The 21,205-nt window shown below is 66.9% G+C and carries 19 protein-coding genes; 13 read left to right on the forward strand and 6 right to left on the reverse strand.

Features of this window, described 5'->3' with window-relative positions:
* The 4 genes from C0461_RS04130 to aguB all read left to right on the forward strand — a co-directional run.
* A partial coding sequence (locus C0461_RS04130; protein WP_292104222.1) for an OmpA family protein occupies positions 1–352 on the forward strand: 352 nt, incomplete at its 5' end.
* A 389-nt stretch (positions 353–741) separates the two neighbouring features.
* Positions 742–3,090: a TonB-dependent receptor gene (locus tag C0461_RS04135; protein ID WP_292104223.1), complete on the forward strand. Its 2,349-nt coding sequence runs from the start codon at positions 742–744 to the stop codon at positions 3,088–3,090.
* A 133-nt stretch (positions 3,091–3,223) separates the two neighbouring features.
* Positions 3,224–4,222 carry an agmatine deiminase family protein gene (locus C0461_RS04140; RefSeq protein WP_292104224.1) on the forward strand — a complete coding sequence of 333 codons (999 nt, stop codon included), beginning with the start codon at positions 3,224–3,226 and terminating at the stop codon, positions 4,220–4,222.
* A complete protein-coding gene (aguB, locus tag C0461_RS04145) occupies positions 4,222–5,088 on the forward strand; it encodes an N-carbamoylputrescine amidase (RefSeq protein ID WP_292104226.1) in 867 nt (288 codons plus the stop codon). Before C0461_RS04140 ends, aguB begins: the two co-directional genes overlap by 1 nt.
* On the opposite strand, the gene C0461_RS04150 is transcribed toward aguB, so the two are convergent.
* The 4 genes from C0461_RS04150 to C0461_RS04165 form a co-directional block, all read right to left on the reverse strand.
* The gene (locus C0461_RS04150; RefSeq protein ID WP_292104228.1) at positions 5,085–6,062 is read right to left on the reverse strand and encodes a right-handed parallel beta-helix repeat-containing protein; all 978 of its coding nucleotides are present in this window, start codon (positions 6,060–6,062) and stop codon (positions 5,085–5,087) included. The genes aguB and C0461_RS04150 overlap by 4 nt on opposite strands.
* Positions 6,063–6,070: 8 nt before the next feature.
* The gene (locus C0461_RS04155) at positions 6,071–6,718 is read right to left on the reverse strand and encodes a phosphatase PAP2 family protein (RefSeq protein ID WP_292104230.1); all 648 of its coding nucleotides are present in this window, start codon (positions 6,716–6,718) and stop codon (positions 6,071–6,073) included.
* Positions 6,719–6,888: 170 nt separating this feature from the next.
* On the reverse strand, positions 6,889–7,416 hold the full coding sequence (locus tag C0461_RS04160) for a hypothetical protein (RefSeq protein WP_292104232.1): 528 nt from the start codon (positions 7,414–7,416) through the stop codon (positions 6,889–6,891).
* Between the two features lie 69 nt (positions 7,417–7,485).
* Positions 7,486–7,806, reverse strand: coding sequence for a ribonuclease (locus tag C0461_RS04165; protein WP_292104234.1), 321 nt, complete (start codon positions 7,804–7,806; stop codon positions 7,486–7,488).
* Between the two features lie 195 nt (positions 7,807–8,001).
* On the opposite strand from C0461_RS04165, the gene C0461_RS04170 reads away from it, so the two are divergent.
* Positions 8,002–10,383, forward strand: coding sequence for a DUF305 domain-containing protein (locus C0461_RS04170; RefSeq protein ID WP_292104236.1), 2,382 nt, complete (start codon positions 8,002–8,004; stop codon positions 10,381–10,383).
* Between the two features lie 55 nt (positions 10,384–10,438).
* On the opposite strand, the gene C0461_RS04175 is transcribed toward C0461_RS04170, so the two are convergent.
* Positions 10,439–11,488, reverse strand: a complete 1,050-nt coding sequence (locus C0461_RS04175) for a deoxyhypusine synthase (protein ID WP_292104237.1) — start codon at positions 11,486–11,488, stop codon at positions 10,439–10,441.
* Between the two features lie 99 nt (positions 11,489–11,587).
* Positions 11,588–12,853 carry a type III PLP-dependent enzyme gene (locus tag C0461_RS04180; RefSeq protein ID WP_292104238.1) on the reverse strand — a complete coding sequence of 422 codons (1,266 nt, stop codon included), beginning with the start codon at positions 12,851–12,853 and terminating at the stop codon, positions 11,588–11,590.
* A gap of 196 nt (positions 12,854–13,049) precedes the next feature.
* On the opposite strand from C0461_RS04180, the gene C0461_RS04185 reads away from it, so the two are divergent.
* The 8 genes from C0461_RS04185 to phnE all read left to right on the forward strand — a co-directional run bounded on the left by C0461_RS04185 (position 13,050) and on the right by phnE (position 21,171).
* Positions 13,050–14,276, forward strand: a complete 1,227-nt coding sequence (locus C0461_RS04185) for a DUF2254 domain-containing protein (protein ID WP_292104240.1) — start codon at positions 13,050–13,052, stop codon at positions 14,274–14,276.
* Positions 14,277–14,364: 88 nt separating this feature from the next.
* Positions 14,365–15,783 (forward strand): circularly permuted type 2 ATP-grasp protein, encoded by a 1,419-nt coding sequence (locus tag C0461_RS04190; RefSeq protein ID WP_292104242.1) that lies wholly within the window; start codon positions 14,365–14,367, stop codon positions 15,781–15,783.
* A complete protein-coding gene (locus C0461_RS04195) occupies positions 15,783–16,721 on the forward strand; it encodes an alpha-E domain-containing protein (protein ID WP_292104243.1) in 939 nt (312 codons plus the stop codon). Before C0461_RS04190 ends, C0461_RS04195 begins: the two co-directional genes overlap by 1 nt.
* Before the next feature lie 2 nt (positions 16,722–16,723).
* Positions 16,724–17,587, forward strand: a complete 864-nt coding sequence (locus C0461_RS04200; RefSeq protein WP_292104245.1) for a transglutaminase family protein — start codon at positions 16,724–16,726, stop codon at positions 17,585–17,587.
* A 67-nt stretch (positions 17,588–17,654) separates the two neighbouring features.
* Positions 17,655–18,419 (forward strand): peptidase, encoded by a 765-nt coding sequence (locus C0461_RS04205; RefSeq protein WP_292104246.1) that lies wholly within the window; start codon positions 17,655–17,657, stop codon positions 18,417–18,419.
* Between the two features lie 138 nt (positions 18,420–18,557).
* Positions 18,558–19,355: a phosphonate ABC transporter ATP-binding protein gene (phnC, locus tag C0461_RS04210; protein ID WP_292104248.1), complete on the forward strand. Its 798-nt coding sequence runs from the start codon at positions 18,558–18,560 to the stop codon at positions 19,353–19,355.
* Complete coding sequence (gene phnD / locus C0461_RS04215; protein ID WP_292104250.1) at positions 19,352–20,347, forward strand: phosphate/phosphite/phosphonate ABC transporter substrate-binding protein; 996 nt, start codon at positions 19,352–19,354, stop codon at positions 20,345–20,347. The genes phnC and phnD overlap by 4 nt, the downstream gene beginning before the upstream one ends.
* A complete protein-coding gene (phnE, locus tag C0461_RS04220) occupies positions 20,344–21,171 on the forward strand; it encodes a phosphonate ABC transporter, permease protein PhnE (protein WP_292104251.1) in 828 nt (275 codons plus the stop codon). Before phnD ends, phnE begins: the two co-directional genes overlap by 4 nt.
* Positions 21,172–21,205: the final 34 nt, after the last annotated feature.

The raw sequence follows: 21,205 nt of genomic DNA on the forward strand, positions 1-21,205 counted from the left end.
GCCGCCTCCGGCGCCGGCCGCCGAGCAGTTCGTGGTCTACTTCGACTGGGATCGCTCGGACCTGACCGCGGAAGCGCGCAACGTGGTGACCGCCGCGGCCAACCACGCCCGTTCGGGCAGCCCGACCCGCGTGCTGATCGTTGGTCACACCGACACCTCGGGTTCGGCCCAGTACAACATGGGTCTGTCCCAGCGCCGGGCCCGCACCGTGGCTGACGCCCTGGTCGCCCAAGGTGTCTCCGGCGGGGTCGTCCAGCTGGACGCCCGCGGTGAAACCGATCTGGCCCGTCCGACCGCGGACGGCGTGCGTGAGCCGCTCAACCGGCGCGCCACCATCGACATCAACTTCTAAGAGCCTACCCCTCCCGGCCTCGGTCGGGAGGGACGCTCGGATGTCGACGGCCATCGGCCAGGACTTCAGAACGCCCGCCCGGCTCACGCCAGGCGGGCGTTTTTCTTGCGCGGCCGTGTCGACAGGCTGCATTTGATCCTCGCCAGGTGAGGGGAGAACAAACGTCCGTATACGGTTGAATTGATTAGTGTCTCTGCGCACGGTTTGAACGCCTTAACCCCTGCTCAATGTTGCTGCACTGCAACACAACGGGCCCTGTCACAAAAACGAGGCATATCTGTCTTCCGAGTGTCGGGAGTGAGGCCTAAACGGCGCCTATCCATCATGGTCGTACGCATCATCATCGCCCGCCGGGCGCTGCACGACCGCAGAGAGGGGATACTCTGAGAATGAGACTCAACCATCTGGCCTACGGCGCCTCCGCCGTCGTCATCGCCCTGGCCGCGGCCTCGGCCGCCTCAGCCCAATCCACCGGCACCCTCGCCGCCGAAGGCACGACCGAAGTCGACGAACTCGTCATCACCGGCGTGCGCGGCCCGCGCTCGCTGGCTGGCGCCATCGTCGCCGAACAGGAGCCCAAGTCGCGCTCCACCATTACCCAGGAATACATCAGCAGCCAGGTCGCCGGTCAGAGCGTCCTTAACTCGATCAACCTGGTCCCGGGCGTCAACTTCACCAACAACGACGCCTACGGCTCGTCGGGAGGCGACATCACCATGCGCGGCTTCGATTCGGCGCGCATCTCGCTGACCGCCGACGGCATCCCGCTGAACGACACCGGCAACTACGCCATCTATTCCAACCAGCAGTTGGACCCGGAACTGATCGAGCGCGTAGGCGTGAACCTGGGCACCACCGACGTGGACAGCCCGACCGCCTCCGCCACCGGCGGCACCGTCAACTACATCACCCGTCGTCCCTCGCGCGAGCCCGGCCTGATCGTTCAGCCGTCGGTCGGCGGCGAGAACTACGGCCGCATCTTCGCGCTGGTCGAAACCGGTGAGTTCGGCCCCTGGGGCACCCGCGCCTGGGCGTCCGTCTCGCGCACCGAGTACGACCACTTCAAGGATCCGGGCGGCATTCAGAAGACCCAGTACAACGGCCGCATCTTCCAGCCCCTGGGCGACAACGGCGACTTCCTCTCGCTGGTGGCCCACTACAACGAGAACCGCAACAGCTTCACGCGCCGCGTGTCCCTGCAGCAGTTCCGAGACGGCGAGGCCTTCGATACGGTCAATTCGCTGGCCGCGTCCTACACCAGCATCAACCCGTCCAATACCGGCAACATCCGCGGTCAGTCGCGCTTCACTCTCAGCGACAGCCTGACGCTGACCATCGACCCCTCGTTCCAGTACGTCCTGGCCAACGGCGGCGGCACCCAGACGATCAACGAAACCGACGCCCAGATCCGTGGCAACAGCGGCGCCGCCGGCGTTGACCTCAACGGTAACGGCGTGATCGGCGACACCGTCGTCCTCCACCGCCCCAACAATACGCAGACCCACCGTTATGGCGTGACCAGCTCGCTGATCTGGCAGCCCAACGACAACAACCAGTTCCGCGCTGCCTACACCTACGACTATGGTGATCACCGTCAGACCGGTGAAATGGGCTTTCTGGACGAGTTCGGCCGCCCGCTGAACGTCTTCGCCGGCCGCAAGGGCCCGCGGGTGGAACTGCCAGATGGCACCATCCTGCGCCGTCGTGACCGTCAGTCCTACGCGACCCTGAACCAGATCGCGCTGGAGTACCGCGGCACGTTCATGGACGACACCGTCGACCTGGTGCTGGGCGTCCGCGCGCCGTACTTCGACCGTGAGCTGAACAACTACTGCTATCAGCGCGACACCTTCAACGCCTACTGCACCACCCAGGCCCCCTCGGCGCCCGACGCTGACGGCTTCGTCACGTTCCCGGTCTCGGCGCTGAACCCCAACGCTGGTAACCTGTACGGCACGCCGCGCTCGTTCGAGAAGTCGTACGACGCCGTCCTGCCGAACCTGGGCCTGAACTGGCGCTTTGCCCCGAACCACATCCTGTACGGCAGCTACGCCGAGGGCTTCTCGGCCCCGCGCACCGACGACCTGTACGATCGCGTGATCCCTAACCCGGAGCCGGAAACCACGGACTCCTACGACCTGGGCTATCGCTTCCAGTCGGCGTCGGTGATCGCCTCGGTGGCCATCTGGCGCACGGACTACGCCAACCGCATCGTCCGCACCTTTGACGAAGCGGAAAACCTGTTCCTGACGCGCAACGTGGGCGACGTGACCCTGCAAGGTATCGACGGCCAGATCGGCTACTCGCCCATCGACGCCCTGACCCTGTACGGCTCGTTCACCTACACCGACAGCGAGGTGCATAACGACCTGCCCAGCAGCGGCGGGGCCGTTGTCCCGACCGCCGGCAACCAGCTGGTCGAGACGCCCGACTGGCAGTTCGGTTTCCGCGCCGACTATGAAATCGGCGACTGGAACCTGGGCCTCCAAGGCAAGTATGTCGGTGAGCGTTTCGCCAACGACATCAACACCGAAGTGGCCCCCGACTACACCATCTGGGACCTGGACGTCCGCTACCGCCTCAACGGCCTGGGCACCGACTCCTGGCTGCAGCTGAACGTGGTCAATCTGCTGGACGAGGAGTATCTGGCCGATATCTCCACGTCGACGTCGGGCAATGCCGCGTATCAACTGGGCGCGCCGCGCACTGCCATGCTGACCCTCCGCGCCGCCTTCTAAGGCAGCAGACAGCACAAGGGACAAGGGCGGGCCTTCGGGTCCGCCCTTTTTCTTTGGACGCCCGACAGGTTGAATGGAGCGGTGGGCGTGGCTATCTGCGCGCGCCACCCCTTTCGCGTTTCAGGATCCCGCCATGACTGTCATTCCCGCCGAGTGGAGCCCGCATCGCGCCATGTGGGTCGGCTGGCCCAGTCATGGCGAGTTGTGGGAGGAGAACCTCGAACCGGCTCAGGCCGAGGTGGAGGCCCTGGTCCGCGCCCTGGCCGGGCCGGGCCGCGAACAGGTCCGCCTGCTGGTGGGCAAGGCCGAGGCGCTGGATGACGCCCGTGCCCGCTTCGCCGACGTGGCGAACGTCGAGGTGGTGGATGGCCGTTTCGGCGACATCTGGCTGCGCGACACGGGGCCGATCTTCGACGCGAACGGCGTCGCCCACGCCTTCGAATTCAATGGCTGGGGCGGCAAATACGAGCTGGAGCACGATGACACCGTCGCGCTTCAGATCGCCGCCCACGCCCGCGCGGCCCTGACGCCCCACGCCTTCATCCTGGAAGGCGGCGCCGTGGATCACGACGGCGCTGGCACGATCCTGACCACCCGCCAGTGCGTGCTGAACTCCAACCGTAACGCCGATTGGGAGAACGAAGCGGATGCTGAGGCGGCTCTGTCGACATCATTGGGTGCAGGGCGCGTGGTTTGGCTTAACGATGGCCTGTTCAACGACCATACGGACGGCCATGTCGATAACCTGGCTCGCTTCGTCGCGCCCGGCGTCGTGGCCTGTCCGGTAGCTTGGGGACGGAAAGATCCCAATGCTGATGCCTATGACCACGCGGCGGCAATTTTGGCCGGTGAAGTCGACAACCTCGGCAACAAGCTGAGGGTCCTCCGCATCCCGTCGCCCGGCCTGGTCGTGGACGAGGATGAAAAGGTGATCCCCGCCAGCCACATGAATTTCCTCATCGCCAACGGGGCGGTGATCGTGCCCACATATGGCGATGAGACCGCCGCGCGTCTGGCCTGCGAGGCCCTGGCCACGGTCATCACCGATCGCCAGATCATCCCCCTGCCGTCCCTCGCCATCCTGTCCGGCGGCGGATCCTTCCACTGCATCACCCAGCAGGAGCCCGCCTGATGCCCCGCACGATTTCCGTCGCCGCGCTCCAGACGTCCTACGGGACCGACCTGCAGGCCAACATCGACAAGACGATCGAGCTCGTGCGCGAGGCCGCCTCGAGAGGCGCGCAGGTAATCCTGCCGTCCGAGCTCTTTCAGGGCCCCTATTTCTGCGTCACCCAGGAAGAGGACTGGTTCGCCACCGCTTATCCGTGGCGCGAGCATCCGTGCGTGACCGCCCTGGCCCCGGTGGCCAGGGGTCTGGGCGTGGCCATCCCGGTTTCCATCTTCGAGCGCGACGGCCCGCACTATTACAACTCGCTGGTCATGCTGGACGCCGACGGTGAGGCCCTGGGCCTCTACCGCAAGAGCCACATCCCCGACGGCCCCGGCTATCAGGAGAAGTACTATTTCCGCCCCGGCGACACCGGCTTCCGCGTCTGGAACACCCGCTTCGGCCGTGTCGGCGTCGGCATCTGCTGGGACCAGTGGTACCCTGAAACGGCGCGGGCCATGATGCTGATGGGGGCCGAGGTGCTGATGTACCCCACCGCGATCGGCTCCGAGCCCCACGACCCGTCGCTGGACACCGCCGAGCCGTGGCGCCGCGCCATGCAGGGCCACGCCGTCTCCAATGTCGTGCCCGTGGTGGGCGCCAACCGCACCGGCCATGAGCAGGTCACCGAGGCGGGGCAGACCTTCTATGGTTCGTCCTTCATCGCGGACCACCGGGGTGATCTGGTGGAAACGCTGGGGCGTCATGACGAGGGCGTGCTGGTGCACAGCTTCGATCTGGATTTCCTGGACCGCCATCGCGCCGCCTGGGGCTTCTTCCGCGACCGCCGATCGGACCTGTACGGCGCCCTGACCGGCAAGCCGGCCTAGAACCTGCGCTGGACCCGGTTGTCCTCGACCACATTGCCCGAGGCGCCGTCGCCATCGTCCACACTGCTGCCGAAGGGATGACCGGCGTCGGCGTCGCAGTAGCGCCGGTTTCCTTCGCGCGACCCGACCACCACGGCGCGGGCGGGGCCGAACCATGACGCCCGGAAGCTGTTGCCGGTGATACGGTTGTTCGACGGTGTCTGATGCCGGACGATGCCGTCCTCGCCGCAGTTGCGGTACAGAAACACGCCGCCCCTGTTGATCAGGCCGCCCGCGCTGAGGTGGATGGTGTTGCCGCTGACGACGTTGCCCGCCGAGCCATCCACGGCGATGACCTCGCGCCCGGTGCGCACGGCGATGATGTTGTCGCTCAGCACGTTCAGGCCGCTCTCGGCGTCCAGATAGATGGCTGTGGACACCGACCGCCCCTCCAGCCGCGACCCGGTCAGGCTCAGGCCGGTGACGCCGGGCCCCACATAGAGCGGAATGGAGCCCGTCCCGGTCAGGGTCACGTCCTCGAGACGCACCGTCGTCGGCGCGGCGGCCTGCAGGCGTCCGGTGTGGCCCGCCCTGTACGAGGACTGCCGCAGCTCGTCCATCCGCTGGCCGGCGCCGACTCCCCACACCCGGATCGCGCCGTGCACCTTACAGCCCTGGATCAGGATGTTGCGCGGTCGGCTCCAGTCCTGCCCCTCACGCCGCGACCAGATGGCGATGGTGGGCGTGCGGGTGGTGGTGGCTTGACCGGCGCGCCCGACCACCGCCCTGTCGCAGATCAGCCCCGCGCCCGAGGCCTCCGTTCCCTCGATCAGCACGCGACGGGTCACGCGGTCTCCCGGGCCGAGCCGCGCCCGACATGTCAGGCGAACCGGGGGATCATCATGGGTTCCGGGCGCCAGAAGGGCCGCCGTCTCCTCGGCCGAACAGGACCGCGCGGGCGGTTCGGCCGCCAGCTGCAGGGCGATCAGGGCCACCAGCAGGGTCAGGATGGGGTCTGCCCGAGGGCGACGCGCTCCGCCGCGCAGCCCGGATTGAGCCGCCCCAGCGTGCGCGCCTGAGCCAGCTCAACGCGGGCGGCGGCCAGATCGGCCTGATAGTCCGGCGTCATCCGCACGGCCTCGAACAGGGCGACTCCCAGCCTCTGGCCCGCCGCCACGTCGGACGGATAGTGCAGGGCGCAGACCACGCGGCTGACGCCGATCTCGTCGCCGATGCGGATCAGGGCCCCGGCCTGATCGGGCGCGACCTCGGCCATGATCCGCCCCCACAGGGCCCCGACCGTGGCGTGGCCTGACGGGTGCGAGGCGGTGGACCTCAGGTCGTCATCCACCCGAATGCAGGCGCGGCGCTCCGGATCATCAGCCACGGGCCGCGCGCGGAAACCCACAGCCTTGGCCGCATTGGAGGCGACCGACGCATCCCGCAGGGACCGGGCAAGCAGGCGCCCGACCGCTGGCGGCGGATCATCGGCAAGGCGCGTGTTCAGGGGGCAGTCGAAATGCTGGAGGGCCAGATGCGGCCGCACTTCCGCATGGATCTGGGCCAGGCGCCAGCGGTCGCTGTCCTCCAGCGCCATCCAGCTCAGCGACTCGCTCTGATCCGCCTCGGCTTCAGAGGAACCCGCTGTCACAGGCGGAGGGACCGCAGCGGCCAGTGACGCCAACGCATCGGAGGCGAGATATGACTGCGGCGCCTGTGCTGGCGCTTCGACATGGGACGGGGCAGGAAAGGACGCGTTGACGGAGCAGCCGCCTGTCAGCAAGGCGACGATGAGCGCCCCGGCAAGCCGGCGCTCCTGTCTCATCCCCCGGCGCTCCAGACCAACTGGACCGATGTTCCGCCCTCCTGGCCGGGCGTGGCGAAGACCGACAGGTTGCCGCCGTCGGCGGTGGAATGGGCGCCGTAGGCTCGCGCGTCGCCCTGGTTCATGGCCATGACCGAGGCCAGGCCCTCGGCCTCGGCGCGGGCCCGATGGAAAGCGATCACCGCATCGGGCGAGGCGGTGGTCACATAGGTCACGATGCCGCCTGCTCGGGCTTCGCCTTCGGCCGGCGCTGCATCCTCGTCGATCACGCCGCCAGGGTAGATGACTGCGAAAGCCGGGGCGTCGGGCGCCGCCAGACGCGCCTCGGCATCGACCGGGGTCGCCGCCTCGGTGGAGGCCGTCGGCGTCGCCGCGTCTCCGGCGGCCGTCGCTTCGTCCCCAGCGGCGGTTTCAGCCGCAGCGCTCGAGTCGGCCTCCGCCCCGGGTGATTCAGGATCACCGCCGCCGCAGGCGCTCGCGCCGAACAGGACAAGGGCGGCAAGGCCCAGGCTCAGACGCCTCATGAAGACCGTCCTCTATCAATACGGGGGCTACCGTGGCGCATCGCCGTGAGCCGGGCAAGCGGATCGTGATCAACCGGTGGCGGCGTCCGCATCATCTCCGGGTCCGCCTCGGCGGCCGGTGTTCCGCACAGCGCCGGCGGCGTCCTGGTCACCCTCGTCCTCAGCGGCGGCCATGCCTTCTGTGGTCAGGACACGATCGATGGCCTCCTGGTCAGGATCGATGTCGGAACCGGACGCCGAGCCGCCACGAAGCGACCCCGCCCGGGTGTCAGATCCGCCGTTGGTTCCCGTAAGGGCTTGATCCAGGGTTTCCGTCAGATGGTCCGGAGTGCGGCCCAGATCGGGCTTCTCGCCGTGGTCGGAGGGCTGTTTTGTCGTCTCATCGTTCATGACAATTCTCCTGTAACGACACAAAGCGCGGTCGAGGCGGCGGTTCCGCACAGGCGCAAGGTTGCGTCCTTTTCACGCAGCCCCCTGAAATGTCATGCTAGGCTTGACCAAGGTTCACTCTGCGTGGGGTTTTTCGTGATCGCCAAATCTACTTCATCTGTTCGCCTGCTCGTTGGCTGTTCTGTCCTCAGTCTCATGGCCGCAGGGGCCGCTGTGGCCCAGGACGCGCCGATTGTTCAGCCTGGCGCGCCGGGACAGGCGCCGCGCGCCCTGACCGCGGCGGAGGCGGCTCGCATCGCCGACAACCGCTATTCGGCCGACGACGTACGCTTCATGCAGGACATGATTCACCACCACCATCAGGCGACCGTGATGGCGGCCCTCGTGGCGGACCGCACCAACACCCCCGACATCGTCGACATCGCGCGACGCATCGACGCCTCCCAGGCCGACGAGATCGCCTTCATGCGCGGCTGGTTGATGGAGCGGGGGCAGGACGCGCCTGACCCGTCCGCTCACGCCATGGCAGGCCATGGCCATCACGGCGGTCATGGGGCAGCCCACACGCATACGACCATGGCGGGCATGGCCACGCCTGAACAGATGGCCGAACTGGCCGCCGCCAGCGGCGTGGCCTTCGACCGCATGTTCCTGGACCTGATGATTGCACACCACGCGGGCGCGGTGGAGATGGTGGGCGACCTGCTGGGACGGTCCGGTTCAGCCTATGATCCGGTTCTGTTCGAGTTCGTAACCGACATCACCAACGAACAGCAGGCCGAGATCACCCGTATGACGACAGTGGCGCGCGGCCTGGCTGAGGATCCGCGCACCAACCTGAGGCCCGGTTTCCGCGACGCGGGCGAGGCCGCCAGCAACATGACCCTGGTCGCCAGCCTGCCCAAGCCGGCCGGCTTCTATGACCCGGCCAATCCCGCCGGCCTCCCGCCGCCCATCCCGTCCGAGGACGCCGCCGAGGCAGGCGAGCGCGGGCCGGAGGGCTCCGGCCGCTTTGGCCGGCGCGGGCCGTTCCTCAGCTTCGCCAACACCGATCTGGCCTTCGCGGGAGATCTCATGGCCGTTGGCAACTATCACGGGGTGAACCTTTACCGGATCGGCGAGACGGCGCCGCAACTGATCAGTTCGCTGGTCTGCCCCGGCGGGCAGGGCGATGTGTCCATCGTCGGCGATCTTCTGCTCATGTCGGTGGAGCAGACCACTGCGCGCGTGGACTGCGGTCGCGAAGGCATCAGCGAGGACGTCAGCCCCGACCGTTTCCGGGGGTTGCGCATCTTCGACATCAGCGACCCCGTACGCCCGGTGCAGGTGGGCCAGGTCCAGACCTGCCGCGGATCCCACACCCATTCGGTGGTGTCGTCCGACGAGCGGTCGATCATCGTCTACAACTCGGGCACTTCTTCGGTGCGCAATCAAGAGGAGCTGGCCGGCTGCGTGGTCGGCCTGCCGGGCGATCCGCGCACGGCCCTGTTCAGCATCGACGTGATCGAGATCCCGGTGGCTGATCCGTCCCGGGCCCGCATCATCGACAGCCCCCGCGTCTTCGCCGACGACGAGACGGGCGTTGTGGCCGGCCTCTGGCAAGGCGGCGACCATGGCGACGGCACCCAGCGCACCAGCCGCACCGACCAGTGCCACGACATCACCGTCTTCCCCTCCGCGAATCTGGCGGCGGGCGCCTGTTCTGGCAACGGCATCCTTCTGGACATCAGCGACCCCCGCGCGCCACGGCGCATTGATGCGGTCAATGACCCGGGGTTCGCCTACTGGCATTCGGCCACCTTCAACAACGACGGCACCAAGGTGCTGTTCACCGACGAATGGGGCGGCGGCTCCCGTCCGCGCTGCCGTGTGCAGGATCCTGTGACCTGGGGCGCCAACGCCTTCTACGACATCGTCGACGGTCGTCTGGAGCAGCGCGGCTATTTCAAGCTGCCGGCGCCCCAGACCGAGCTGGAGAATTGCGTCGCCCACAACGGCTCCATTGTGCCGGTGCCGGGCCGCGATATCTTCGTGCAGGCTTGGTATCAGGGCGGCGTCTCGGTGATCGACTTCACCGACTCCGCCAATCCGGTGGAGATCGCCTGGTTCGACCGCGGTCCCGTGGATGGCGAACACGCCATCCTGGGGGGCTACTGGTCCACCTACTGGTATGACGGCCGCATCTACGGCACCGAGATCGTGCGCGGCCTGGACGTGCTGACCCTGCAGCCAAGCGAGCATCTGTCCGAGGCGGAAATCGCGGCGGCGGGTCTGGCCGATCAGGGCGGGACCTTCAATCCGCAGCAGCAATTCCCGGTGAGCTGGCCCGACCATCCGGTCGTCGCCCAGGCCTATGTGGATCAACTGGCCCGGACCCAGGCCATGTCGGCCGATCAGACCGCCCGGCTGACCGAGGCCCTGACCCAGGCTGCGGCCCGCATCGACGCGGGCGGCCGGGACGCGGCCCTGGCCGGGACGCTCCAGCAGCTCGCGGCCGGGCTCAGCGTCAACGGCGAAGCCGAGCGCGCGGCGGCGCTGCGGGAGACCCTTGACGGCGTCGCTGGCCGTCTTCGGTAGAAGGCGCGGCCTGGAAGAGAAAAGGCCCCGGTGCGAACCGGGGCCTTTTTGCTTCTTAAGCGAACAGCTTTTGCCAGCGGCGCTTCTCGCGGTTCTTCCAGGCGCCCCGGTGATAGGCGTCGGAACCGATCAGCGGCACCACCGTGGTGGCCTCGGCGAACACCATCTGCTCGTGGGTGGTCTGGACCTTGCCCCACGAGGCGGCCTCCTTGAGGGTGGAGGACGAACAGGCGCCGTCGCGAACGTCGGCCACGGTGATCTGCACGGCGTATTTGTGCATCTCGGCCTCGACGCCGAGGATCTCGGCGCAGACCACGGTGTCCTGGGCGAAGTTCTTGGGAACCCCGCCGCCCACCATGAACAGGCCGGTGACGCCGGCGGCGATCTTGATGTCGGTCAGTTCGCGGAAGTCGGCGATGGCGTCCAGCATCATGTAGGGCTGGCTGGCGGCGGCGCGCTCCTTCTGGTGCTTGACCAGACCGAAGCCGGCCGAGGAATCAACGAACGCCGGGCAGAAGATCGGCACGCCTTCTTCGTAGGCGGTCTGGATCAGCGAGCCGGGCTTCTTCGCGTTGCCCTCCGACAGCCACTTGCCCATCTCCCAGATGAACTCACGGCTGGAATAGCCGCGCGGCTCCAGCCGGTTGGCGATTTCCAGAATGGTGTGGTCGCAGGCCTGGAGCTCTTCCTCGTCGATGTAGGTGTCGTAGATGCGGTCGATGTAGTTCTCGCGCAGCACGTTGTCGTCCACCTCGCCGGCGGCCTGATAGTGCTTGAAGCCCAGGGCCTCGAAGAAATCCATGTCGACGATGGAGGCGCCGGTGGCGACCACGGCGTCGACCATGCCGAACTTCACCATGTCGCGGTACACGTGCATGCAGCCGCCGGCCGAGGTGGAGCCCGCGAGGATCAGCCAAGGCGAGCAGTCCTTGTCCTCGATGGCCATGTTGAAGATGTCGGCGGCCCGGGCCGTGTCACGGCTCGAGAACGACATCTTGCGCATGGAATCAATGATCGGGCGCGCGTCGAAGGATGTGATGTCCACGTGCTCGACGGTGTTCTGGAGCAGTTGGGCTTTCTGGTTCGACTGAACAGGAGCGTTCATAGCAAGGGTTTCCCTTTGGTTTGAGCGCCCGTCGTCAAGAGAAGCAGCGGCCCGGACGGAGCGACGGGCCGCTGCTCAATAGAATGCATAAGTGACGGTTTAGCGCCGCGACTTCTTGCGTTGACCCGCCTTGCCCTTGGGCCGGCTGAAGCGGACCACCTTGCGGGCGGTCTCTTCCGCCGTGGTGCGCACGGTGGGGATGGAGCGCGGGGCCAGACCGTACAGCGAGGCCATGGGAGCGTCCTCGACCGCGGCGATGTCGTGCACGCCATAGCCATTGAAGCCGGTGGACATGGCCACCCCGTAAGCGCCCAGCATGCCGATCTCGATGTAGTCGCCTTCGCGCACATCGGCGGGCAGGTAGAACGGCCCCGGCATGTGGTCGATGGAGTCGCAGGTCGGACCATAGAAGCGGAAGGGCTTCAGTTCGCCCGCGCTGTCCCCGTCCCGCACCAGCTTGACCGGGAACGGCCAGCGCGAGTGCGTCGCGTCGAACAGCGAGCCGTAGGAGCCGTCGTTCAGATAAAGGGCGTCGCCCTTTCTCAGCTCGACCTGACACAGGATCGAGGACGATTCCGCCACCAGCGCGCGGCCCGGCTCGCACCACAGCTCGGTGGTTTCCGAAACCGGCATCTCGTTGAAGCCGCGATGGATGGCGTCGGCGTATTCCTGCATGTCCGGCGGGACCATGCCGGGATAGACGGACGGAAAGCCGCCGCCCACATCGACGATGTCCACGAACACGCCCGCGCGGCTGATGGCGCGGCCGACCTGGGCCATGGCGGCCTCGTAGGCCGAGGGACGCATGCACTGCGAGCCCACATGGAACGAGACGCCCATCAGGCCGTCCACCGTCGCCTGGCGCACGGCCAGCAGCAGCGACGGCGCATCGTGGGTCGCCACGCCGAACTTGCCCGACAGGGTATAGGCCGCGCCGTCGGCCGAGACCGCCATGCGCACCATCAGGTTCAGATCCTTCGCGCCGCCGGTGGCGTCGAGAATTTTCTGCAGCTCGTCATGGCTGTCCAGCGCGAAGGTGCGGACGCCGTGGTCGAAATAGGCCCTGGTGATAGCCGACCGGCCCTTGACCGGGTGCATGAAGGCCAGGCGCGCGGTGGCGCTGACCGAACGCACCAGTTCGATCTCGGAAAGGGAGGCCACGTCGAACGCGCTCACGCCCGCCTCGATCAGGGCCTCGATGACCCACGCGGAAGGGTTCGCCTTCACCGCATAGAAGACATCGGCCTTCAGATTGTCCTGGAACCAGCGTGCCGCTACGGAAACAGAGCGCGGCCGCACGAGGGCGACGGGACGCTCAGGGGACCGCTCACGGACCAGGTCCAGGGGAAATTGGTACGTGCGCAATTCACGTAACCCCCTGATGATTGTTAACCCAGACCGGCGTTAGCGGCGCAAGCATAGGGACCTACGGGGTCCGCCGGAATGCGCGACATAAGGTCCATGGCCTGTCATGTAAAGTGACAATTTCCGGGCAGGCTCCGAGGTTTCTCGGGAGCCGGCCGCTCGCGAGGGCGTTGCAGGGCCAAGGAAGGGGCTGGTCATGGATCGATGGTTGTTCGCCTGGCGGCGGCTGAAAGGCCGTCTCTGGTTCCGCGCTGCGCTCTACGCCCTGGTGGGTGTGGCGGCGGCGCTCCTGGCTGTGGTGGGGGCCCCCTGGGTGCCCCAGGACGTGGCCGACCGGCTGGGCGGCGAGTCCGTCGAACAGATCTTGACCATCCTGGCCTCCAGCCTGCTGGCCGTGGCCACCTTCTCGCTCGGCGCCATGGTGACGGCCTACACGGCGGTGTCCTCCGCCGCCACGCCGCGGGCCGCGTCGCTGGTCACGTCTGACGAGGGCACGCAGAAATCCCTGGCCACCTTCGTGGGCGCGTTTCTGTACGCCATTGTCGGGGTGACGGCGATCAACGCCAACTATTACGGCGCCGAGGGGCGCGCGATCATTTTCCTGGTCAGCCTGTGTGTGGTGGCCCTGGTTGCCTTCCGGCTGCTGGCCTGGATAGATCGCCTGTCCAGCCTGGCGCGGGTCGGTCACATTGTTTCGGTGGTGGAGTCGCGCACGCATGAGGCCCTGACGGACCGACGGCGGCGCCCGTTCATCAGCGGACGCGAGGGCGTCCTGAAACACGGGGCGTTGGTCGTGGCGGGGACGACCGGCTATGTGCGCAACGTCGATCCCCAGCGGCTTCAGGAGGTGGCGGAGTCGGAGGATTGTGTGGTCCAGGTCATTGCACCGCCGGGCGCCTTCGTCCGACGCGGCGAACCCTTGGCGCGCATCAGTCTCGAGACCTGCGATGACGAGGTCCGCAAACGGTTCGTTTCGGCCTTCGCGCTCGGCCCCACGCGCTCGTTCGATCAGGATCCCCGCTTCGGCCTCATCGTGCTGGGCGAGATCGCCACCAGGGCGCTGTCGCCGGGCGTGAACGATCCTGGAACGGCCATGCAGGTCATCGGCGTGGGCGTCCGGCTGCTGGACGACTGGGCGCGGACGCCTCCAGACCAGACACAAGACCAGATCTGTTCCCGCATTCTGGCGCCCGGTATCGAGGCGCACGACCTGCTCAGCGACGTGATGGACCCCATCGCCCGCCACGGCGCGAGGGACCCGGCGGTGATGATCCGGTTGAGGAAGGCGCTGGGGTCCCTGACGGACGGCGCCGACATCTTTGAGCCCGCCGCACAGCGCATGGACGAGCACCTACTGGCCCGGTGCCGCCAGGCCATAGCCTACAAGCCGGATTTCAACACCATTGAGAAGGCCGCGCCCTGATCAAAGCTGGAGATGCTGCAATGCACAATTCAGTTGCCGGGCGGTGTCCATCGGGTCCAGTCTGTCGGACAAGCGGCACGGAGGCGCCATGCCTTTCGACGAGATGACCGGTCATAATGGACCGCCCGAGATCCGGGAGAGCTACCAGGCGCTGGCCCGTTGGCTGGAGGAGGCGCCGCCTGACCTGCTGCAGGCTCGCTCCCGTCAGGCGGAACTGTTCTTTCGCCGCATGGGCATCACCTTCGCCGTCTATGGGGAGGCGGCGTCCAGTGAGCGGCTGATCCCCTTCGACGTGGTGCCCCGCATTATCGGGGCGAGCGAATGGGCCGGGCTGGAAGCCGGCCTGGTTCAGCGGGTCGGCGCGCTGAATGCCTTTCTCAAGGACATCTATGGCCCGCAGGAATGTCTGAAGGCCGGAATCATCCCGCCCGAGCTGATCCTGACCAATCCCTGCTACCGGCCCGAGATGCAAGGCCGCCGCCCGCCCGGCGACATCTGGGTTCACATCGCCGGGGTGGATCTGGTCCGCACTAACGAGGACGGCTTTCACGTGCTGGAGGACAATGTCCGCACGCCGTCCGGGGTCTCCTACATGCTGGAGAACCGCGAGATGATGATGCGGTTGTTTCCGGACCTGTTCGCCGAATATCCGGTGCGCCCGGTGGAGACCTACGCCGACATGCTGCTGGACAGCCTGCGCGCCTGCGCGCCGTCGGGGGCGGGCGCCGATCCATGCATCGTGGTGCTGACGCCGGGCCAGTATAATTCCGCCTATTACGAGCACTCGTTCCTGGCCGACAAGCTGGGCGTGGAGCTGTGCGAAGGCGCCGACTTGTTCGTGGACGACGGCTTTGTCTTCATGCGCACCACCCAGGGCGCCAAGCGGGTGGACGTGATCTATCGCCGGGTGGACGACGCCTGGCTCGATCCCCTGACGTTCCAGCCGGAGTCCGCCCTGGGCGTGCCGGGTCTGATGACCGCCTATCAGGCGGGCACGGTGACCCTGGCCAATGCGGTGGGCACCGGCGTGGCTGACGACAAGGCCGTCTACACCTACATGCCCGAGATCATCCGTTTCTTCACCGGCGAGGAGCCGATCCTGAAGAACGTCCCCACCTGGCGCTGCCGCGAGCCCGAGGCGCTGAAGGAGGTTCTGGGCAAGCTGGACGAACTGGTGGTCAAGGAGGTCGGTGGCTCCGGCGGCTACGGCATGCTCGTGGGACCCGCCTCGACGAAGGCCGAGATCGAGGATTTTCGTAGAAAGCTGATCGCCGACCCGGACGACTTCATCGCCCAGCCGACCCTGTCCCTGTCCACGGCTCCGACCCTGGACAAGGGCGAACTGGTCAGCCGCCATGTGGACCTTCGCCCCTTCGTGTTGTCGTCTCCACAGGGGATCAAGGCGGCGCCCGGCGGCCTGACCCGCGTGGCGCTCAAGGCCGGCTCCCTGGTGGTGAATTCCAGTCAGGGCGGCGGCACCAAGGACACCTGGGTGCTGGAGGACTGATGCTTTCCCGCACCGCCGACAGCCTGTTCTGGACCGGCCGCTACATCGAGCGGGCCGACTATCTCGCGCGCATTCTGGAAGCGACCTTGCGCCTCGCCGCCATTCCCACGCGGGAAGGCGCCAGTGAAGGCGTCTGGGCCGGCGCCTTGGGCTCGGCCGGCATGGCCGACGCTTTCGCCGCCCTGGGCGCGACGCCGAATGAACGGTCCGTGCGCGAGTTTCTTGCCTTCGCGCCGGATAACGCTTCGTCCATCACCGCCTGCATCACCCGGGCCCGCATCAATGCGCGCTCGGTCCGCACCGCCCTGACAGTGGAGTTGTGGGAAGCCATCAACGGCGCATGGAACGGTCTGGCCGAACAGGGCCGCCCAACCCGCCGCGACGACTTCGTCAACTTCCTCGAATGGGTGAAAACCGTCACCCTGTCGGTGGAGGGCGCCTCCTCGCGGACCATGCTGAGGAACGACGCCTACTGGTTCCTGAAACTGGGCGCGGCTGTCGAACGGGCGGACAACACCGCCCGGCTGCTGGATGTGAAATACCACCTGCTGCTGCCCGAGGGCGAACGGGTCGGCGGCCAGCTGGACTATTTCCAGTGGACCACCCTGCTGCGCGAGGTCTCGGCCCTGACCGCCTATCGCTGGGTCTACCGGGACAACGTCAAGCCGTGGCTGGTGGCGGATCTGCTGGTGCTGAACCGCCAGATGCCGCGTTCGCTGGCCAGTTGCCAGTCCGAGATCGTCAGCTGCCTTGAGCTTCTGGCCGCCCACTACGGCCGCCGCGGCCTGTCCCAGCGCATCGCCAACACCCGGCTGATGCAGTTCGAGGAGGCCACCATCGAACGCATCTTCCAGTCGGGCCTGCACGAGTACATCCAGGCGTTTCTGGACCAGAACAACCGCCTTGGTCAGGCCATCAGCGAACAGTATCTGAGCTGACCATGCGCATCCGGATCGATCACGCCACCACCTACAGCTACGATCAGGCCGCGCGCTTCATCATCCAGGTGCTGCGCCTGACGCCCCGCTCCTGCGACGGCCAGCAGGTGGATCGCTGGCGCATCGAGACCGACGTGGACGCCCGCCTGCGTCAGTCCGAGGACGCCTTCGGCAACATCGTCCATACCCTCTACACCGAGCAGCCCGCTGATAGCCTGACGGTGCGTGTCACCGGCGACGTCACCACCACCGACACCGGCGGCGTGATGAGCGGCTGGCCCGAACGCCTGTCGCCGCTGGTATTCCTGCGCGACACCCCCCTGACCACCTGCGACGCCGCCCTGATCGATTTCTCCGAGACCTTCCGCGACAAATCCGGGCTGGAGCAGCTGCACGCCCTCACGGCCGCCCTGCACGAGCGGATCACCTTCGAGGTCGGCGTCACCTCGGCCACCCACACCGCCGCCCAGGCCTTCGCCGAGGGGCGCGGGGTCTGTCAGGATCACGCCCATGTCTTCATCGCTGTGGCCCGTCGCCTCGGCGTGCCCGCTCGCTATGTCTCGGGGCACATGGTGCGCATGGATGGCGAGACCGATCAGGAGGCCGCCCACGCCTGGGCCGAGGCTCGTGTGGACGATCTGGGCTGGGTGGGCTTCGATCCGGCCAACGGGGTCAGCCCCTCGGAATCCTACGTCCGCATCGCCTCGGGTCCCGATTACCTGGGCGCCGCCCCGGTGCGCGGAACCAGCTATGGCGGCGGCGGCGAACGCCTGAGCGTCAAGCTGGACGTGCGCGACGTACGCAAGTCCCAGGGCCAGCAGCAAGCCCAGCAGTCCTGCGGCCGCCAGGCTGGGTGGCCGAAATGACGGTGATGGATCGCATCGCCCTCGAATCGGTTATGGCTGGCCGGGGCTTCAAGTCAGGCGACGATTCATGACCTATTGCGTCGGCATGCTGGTGAACGATGGCCTGGCCATGATCGCCGACACGCGCACCAACGCGGGCGTGGACAACATCTCGTCCTACAAAAAGCTGCATGTGGTGGAGACGCCTGGCGAACGCGTCATCGCGCTCGCCACGGCGGGCAATCTGTCGGTCACCCAGACCGCCCTGGCCATGGTGCGCGAGGGCATCCGCATGGCCGATTCCGAAGAGGTCGAGACCCTGCACACCGCGCCGACCCTGTTCCGCGCCGCCCAGCTTGTGGGTCATGCGGTCAAAAGCGTGCGCGAAAACATCTCTCCCTCACTTGAAGCGGAGGCCGTGGACGTCAGCGCTACAGTGCTGATGGGCGGGCAGGTGGCGGGCGGGGCCCTGGGGCTCTACCTGATCTACAGTCAGGGCAACTTCATCGAGTGCGGCCCGGACACGCCCTACATGCAGATCGGCGAATTCAAGTACGGCAAGCCGATCCTGGACCGCGCCCTGACAATCGGCACCCCGCTGGATGATGCGGTCAAGCTGGGCCTGATTTCATTCGATTCCACTGTCCGCTCCAATGTGGCGGTGGGGCCCCCGTTCGATCTGATCACCCTGGAGCGCGACGTCCTCAAGGGCGATCCGCGCCGCATCGAGGCGGAGGATCCCTATTTTCGCGAACTGGGCGCACGCTGGTCCCAGGCCCTGGCCGAGGCCCACCGGGCTATGCCCGCGCCGCCCTGGATGACCGAACGTCCGCCAGGTCTCAAGGCCGTCTGATTGCGGGGGCGTAATCCGTCGCATCTGCCGCACTGGACGCAAACCGGCCCGGCGTGTCATTAACGAGTCATCCGCGCCCGGCAGAAGGGGCGCTTGCCCTTTAGAACACACCCGTTCCAGCAGCCCCCTGACGCGTTCATGAGCTCCCAGATCGCCGCCGTCGCAGATGTGCGCGACGTGTCCAAGACCTATGGTGCGCGAAAGGCGCTGGACGGCGTCACCGTGTCCGTTTCGCCCGGCGAGATGGTGGCCCTGATCGGACCGTCTGGTTCGGGCAAGTCCACGCTGCTGCGCTCCATTACAGGCCTGATCCCCATCGACGGGGGCAAGGGCGTAATCAGCGTATTCGGCGAAACCGTACAGCAGAACGGGCGACAGGCGTCTTCCGTGCGTCGAACCCGCGGCAAGCTGGGCTTCATCTTCCAGCAGTTCAATCTGGTGGGCCGCCTCAGCCTGTTCTCCAATGTCATGCTCGGCGCCTTGGGGCGTTTGCCGGCCTGGCGCGGGGTGTTCGGCCTCTGGCCGCCCGAGGACAAGGACAAGGCCATGGCCGCCCTGCATCGTGTGGGTGTGGCCGACTACGCCGCCCAGCGCGCCAACACCCTGTCCGGCGGACAGCAACAGCGGGGCGCAATCGCCCGCGCCATCGTCCAGGGCGCCCAGGCCATCCTGGCCGACGAACCGGTGGCCTCGCTGGATCCGGTCTCGGCACGCAAGGTCATGGAGCTTTTGGTCGAGTTGAACCGCCGCGATGGTCTGGGGGTGATCGTCACCCTTCACCAGGTGGACTACGCCATTCGTTATTGTGAGCGCGTGATTGCGCTCAAGGCGGGCAAGGTCGTCTATGACGGCCCCTCGGCCGGCCTGGATCGCCCCACTCTCATTGATATCTACGGTCCCGAGTTCGAGGACGCGTTCTGGGAGACTCAAGCATGAGCCGCGCCATCACCCGCCGCCTCGCCATCGCCGCTTCGACGCTCGCCATCGCCGCCTTCACAGCCTCATGCGGACAGGGTGGGGACGACGGCCCGCCGACCGAGATCACCTTCTCCATCCTGTCGGCGGAGAGCCAGACCGCTTCGGGCCCCCTGTGGGAGCCGCTGCTGAACGATATGGAAGAGGAGATCGGCGTCCGGGTCCGCCCTTTCTTCGCCAGCAACTACAACGCCTTGATCGAGGCTATGCGCTTCAATCAGGTGCAGGTGGGCTGGTTCTCGGCTCTGCCGGCCCTTCAGGCCATTGACCGGTCTCAGGGCGAGGTCATCGCCCGCACCGTCGATGTAGAGGGTGCAGACAGCTACACCTCCACCCTGATCGTGCGGCGCGGCTCGGGCATCACCCTTGATCGGGTGCTGACGTGCGACCGGAGCTTGACGTTCGGTCTGGGCGACGCCCAGTCCACGTCGGGCACACTGGCGCCCATGACCTATCTGTTCAGCCCGCGCGGCATCGAGCCCAGTGACTGCTTCCGCACCGTGCGTTCGGCCAACCATCAGGCCAACTCCTTCTCGGTGGCCACCGGCGTGCTGGACGTCTCCACCTCCAACTCGGTCAACACTGTGTTCCTTACCCGGAACAATCCGCAGATCATCGCGCAACTGGAGACCATCTGGGAGTCGCCTCCAATTCCGGAATCCGGCATCGTCGTGCGGTCCGATCTTGACCCGGCGCTGAAGGAGCGCATTCGCAGCTTCTTCCTAACCTACGGCCAGGGCGAAGGCGCCGAAGCCGAGCGCCAGCGTCAGGTTCTGGCGGCGCTGAACTATTCCCAGTTCCGGGCCGCCGACGGAACCTATCTGGACCCTATCCGCGAGATGCGCGCCGACCAGGCCCTGCGCGAGGCGCGCGCCTCGGGCGACCAAGCCGCCGCCGCCGCCGCCCAGGCCCAGTTGTCGGAGCTGCGCGCCCGTCGTGAGGTTACGCCTTGACCACGACGCCCCTGCCGCCCGGAACGATCCCCGAGCCGCCCGCCCGCTCCGCCGGGGCATGGGCCCTGGATATTCTGCTGTGGGGCGGCCTGCTGCTGCTCCTGCTGATCAGCTTCGGGCCGGTGGACATGAGCCGCCTGCCGCTTCTGTTCACCAACACCGACAATATCAGGCTTTATGGCCGCGAGTTGTTGAATCCGCCCATGCCTTGGGACAACCCGGGGCTGTGGGCGCGGTTGGTGGGCCAGATGTGGCTGACCATCCAGATCGCCCTTTGGGGCACGTTCATTGCCGTGTTCCTGGCCGTTCCCATGGGTCTGGCGGCGGCGCGCAACATCGCGCCCAACTGGATCGTCTGGCCCATGCGCCGGGTCATGGACATCCTGCGCTCCATCCCTGATCTGGTCATGGGCACCCTGTTCATCGTGGCCGTGGGCCTGGGGCCGTTGGCGGGCGTGCTGGCCATCGCGCTGAACACGGCGGGGGTTCTGGCCAAGCTGTTTTCCGAGGCGGTGGAGTCCATCGACCACGGGCCGGTCGAGGGCGTGCGCGCCACCGGCGCCGGCCGCTTGCATGAAATCGTCTGGGGCGTGATCCCCCAGGTGGCGCCCCTGTGGACCTCGTTCGCCCTGTACCGCTTCGAGTCCAACAGCCGTGCGGCCACGGTGCTGGGTCTGATCGGCGCCGGCGGCATCGGGCAGCTGTTGTTCGAGAACATCCAGTCGTTCAACTATGCGACCGTCTCGGCGATCGCCATCGTCATCGTCATCGCCGTCACCATGATCGACATGCTGTCCCAGGCCATGCGCAAACGGCTTCTGTAACGGAATCGTCACCATCGCGCAGACGCCCTGTCAC

The sequence above is a fragment of the Brevundimonas sp. genome, assembly GCF_013823285.1.
In the GTDB taxonomy this organism is placed as follows: Bacteria; Pseudomonadota; Alphaproteobacteria; order Caulobacterales; family Caulobacteraceae; genus Brevundimonas.

What these genes read in the sequence shown, in the direction of transcription:
- C0461_RS04135 (WP_292104223.1), top strand. Translation starts at nt 742, where the DNA reads ATGAGACTCAACCATCTGGCCTACGGCGCCTCCGCCGTCGTCATCGCC.
- C0461_RS04140 (WP_292104224.1), top strand. Translation starts at nt 3,224, where the DNA reads ATGACTGTCATTCCCGCCGAGTGGAGCCCGCATCGCGCCATGTGGGTC.
- aguB (WP_292104226.1), top strand. Translation starts at nt 4,222, where the DNA reads ATGCCCCGCACGATTTCCGTCGCCGCGCTCCAGACGTCCTACGGGACC.
- C0461_RS04160 (WP_292104232.1), bottom strand. Translation starts at nt 7,416, where the DNA reads ATGAGGCGTCTGAGCCTGGGCCTTGCCGCCCTTGTCCTGTTCGGCGCG.
- C0461_RS04165 (WP_292104234.1), bottom strand. Translation starts at nt 7,806, where the DNA reads ATGAACGATGAGACGACAAAACAGCCCTCCGACCACGGCGAGAAGCCC.
- C0461_RS04170 (WP_292104236.1), top strand. Translation starts at nt 8,002, where the DNA reads ATGGCCGCAGGGGCCGCTGTGGCCCAGGACGCGCCGATTGTTCAGCCT.
- C0461_RS04175 (WP_292104237.1), bottom strand. Translation starts at nt 11,488, where the DNA reads ATGAACGCTCCTGTTCAGTCGAACCAGAAAGCCCAACTGCTCCAGAAC.
- C0461_RS04185 (WP_292104240.1), top strand. Translation starts at nt 13,050, where the DNA reads ATGGATCGATGGTTGTTCGCCTGGCGGCGGCTGAAAGGCCGTCTCTGG.
- C0461_RS04190 (WP_292104242.1), top strand. Translation starts at nt 14,365, where the DNA reads ATGCCTTTCGACGAGATGACCGGTCATAATGGACCGCCCGAGATCCGG.
- C0461_RS04195 (WP_292104243.1), top strand. Translation starts at nt 15,783, where the DNA reads ATGCTTTCCCGCACCGCCGACAGCCTGTTCTGGACCGGCCGCTACATC.
- C0461_RS04200 (WP_292104245.1), top strand. Translation starts at nt 16,724, where the DNA reads ATGCGCATCCGGATCGATCACGCCACCACCTACAGCTACGATCAGGCC.
- C0461_RS04205 (WP_292104246.1), top strand. Translation starts at nt 17,655, where the DNA reads ATGACCTATTGCGTCGGCATGCTGGTGAACGATGGCCTGGCCATGATC.
- phnC (WP_292104248.1), top strand. Translation starts at nt 18,558, where the DNA reads ATGAGCTCCCAGATCGCCGCCGTCGCAGATGTGCGCGACGTGTCCAAG.
- phnD (WP_292104250.1), top strand. Translation starts at nt 19,352, where the DNA reads ATGAGCCGCGCCATCACCCGCCGCCTCGCCATCGCCGCTTCGACGCTC.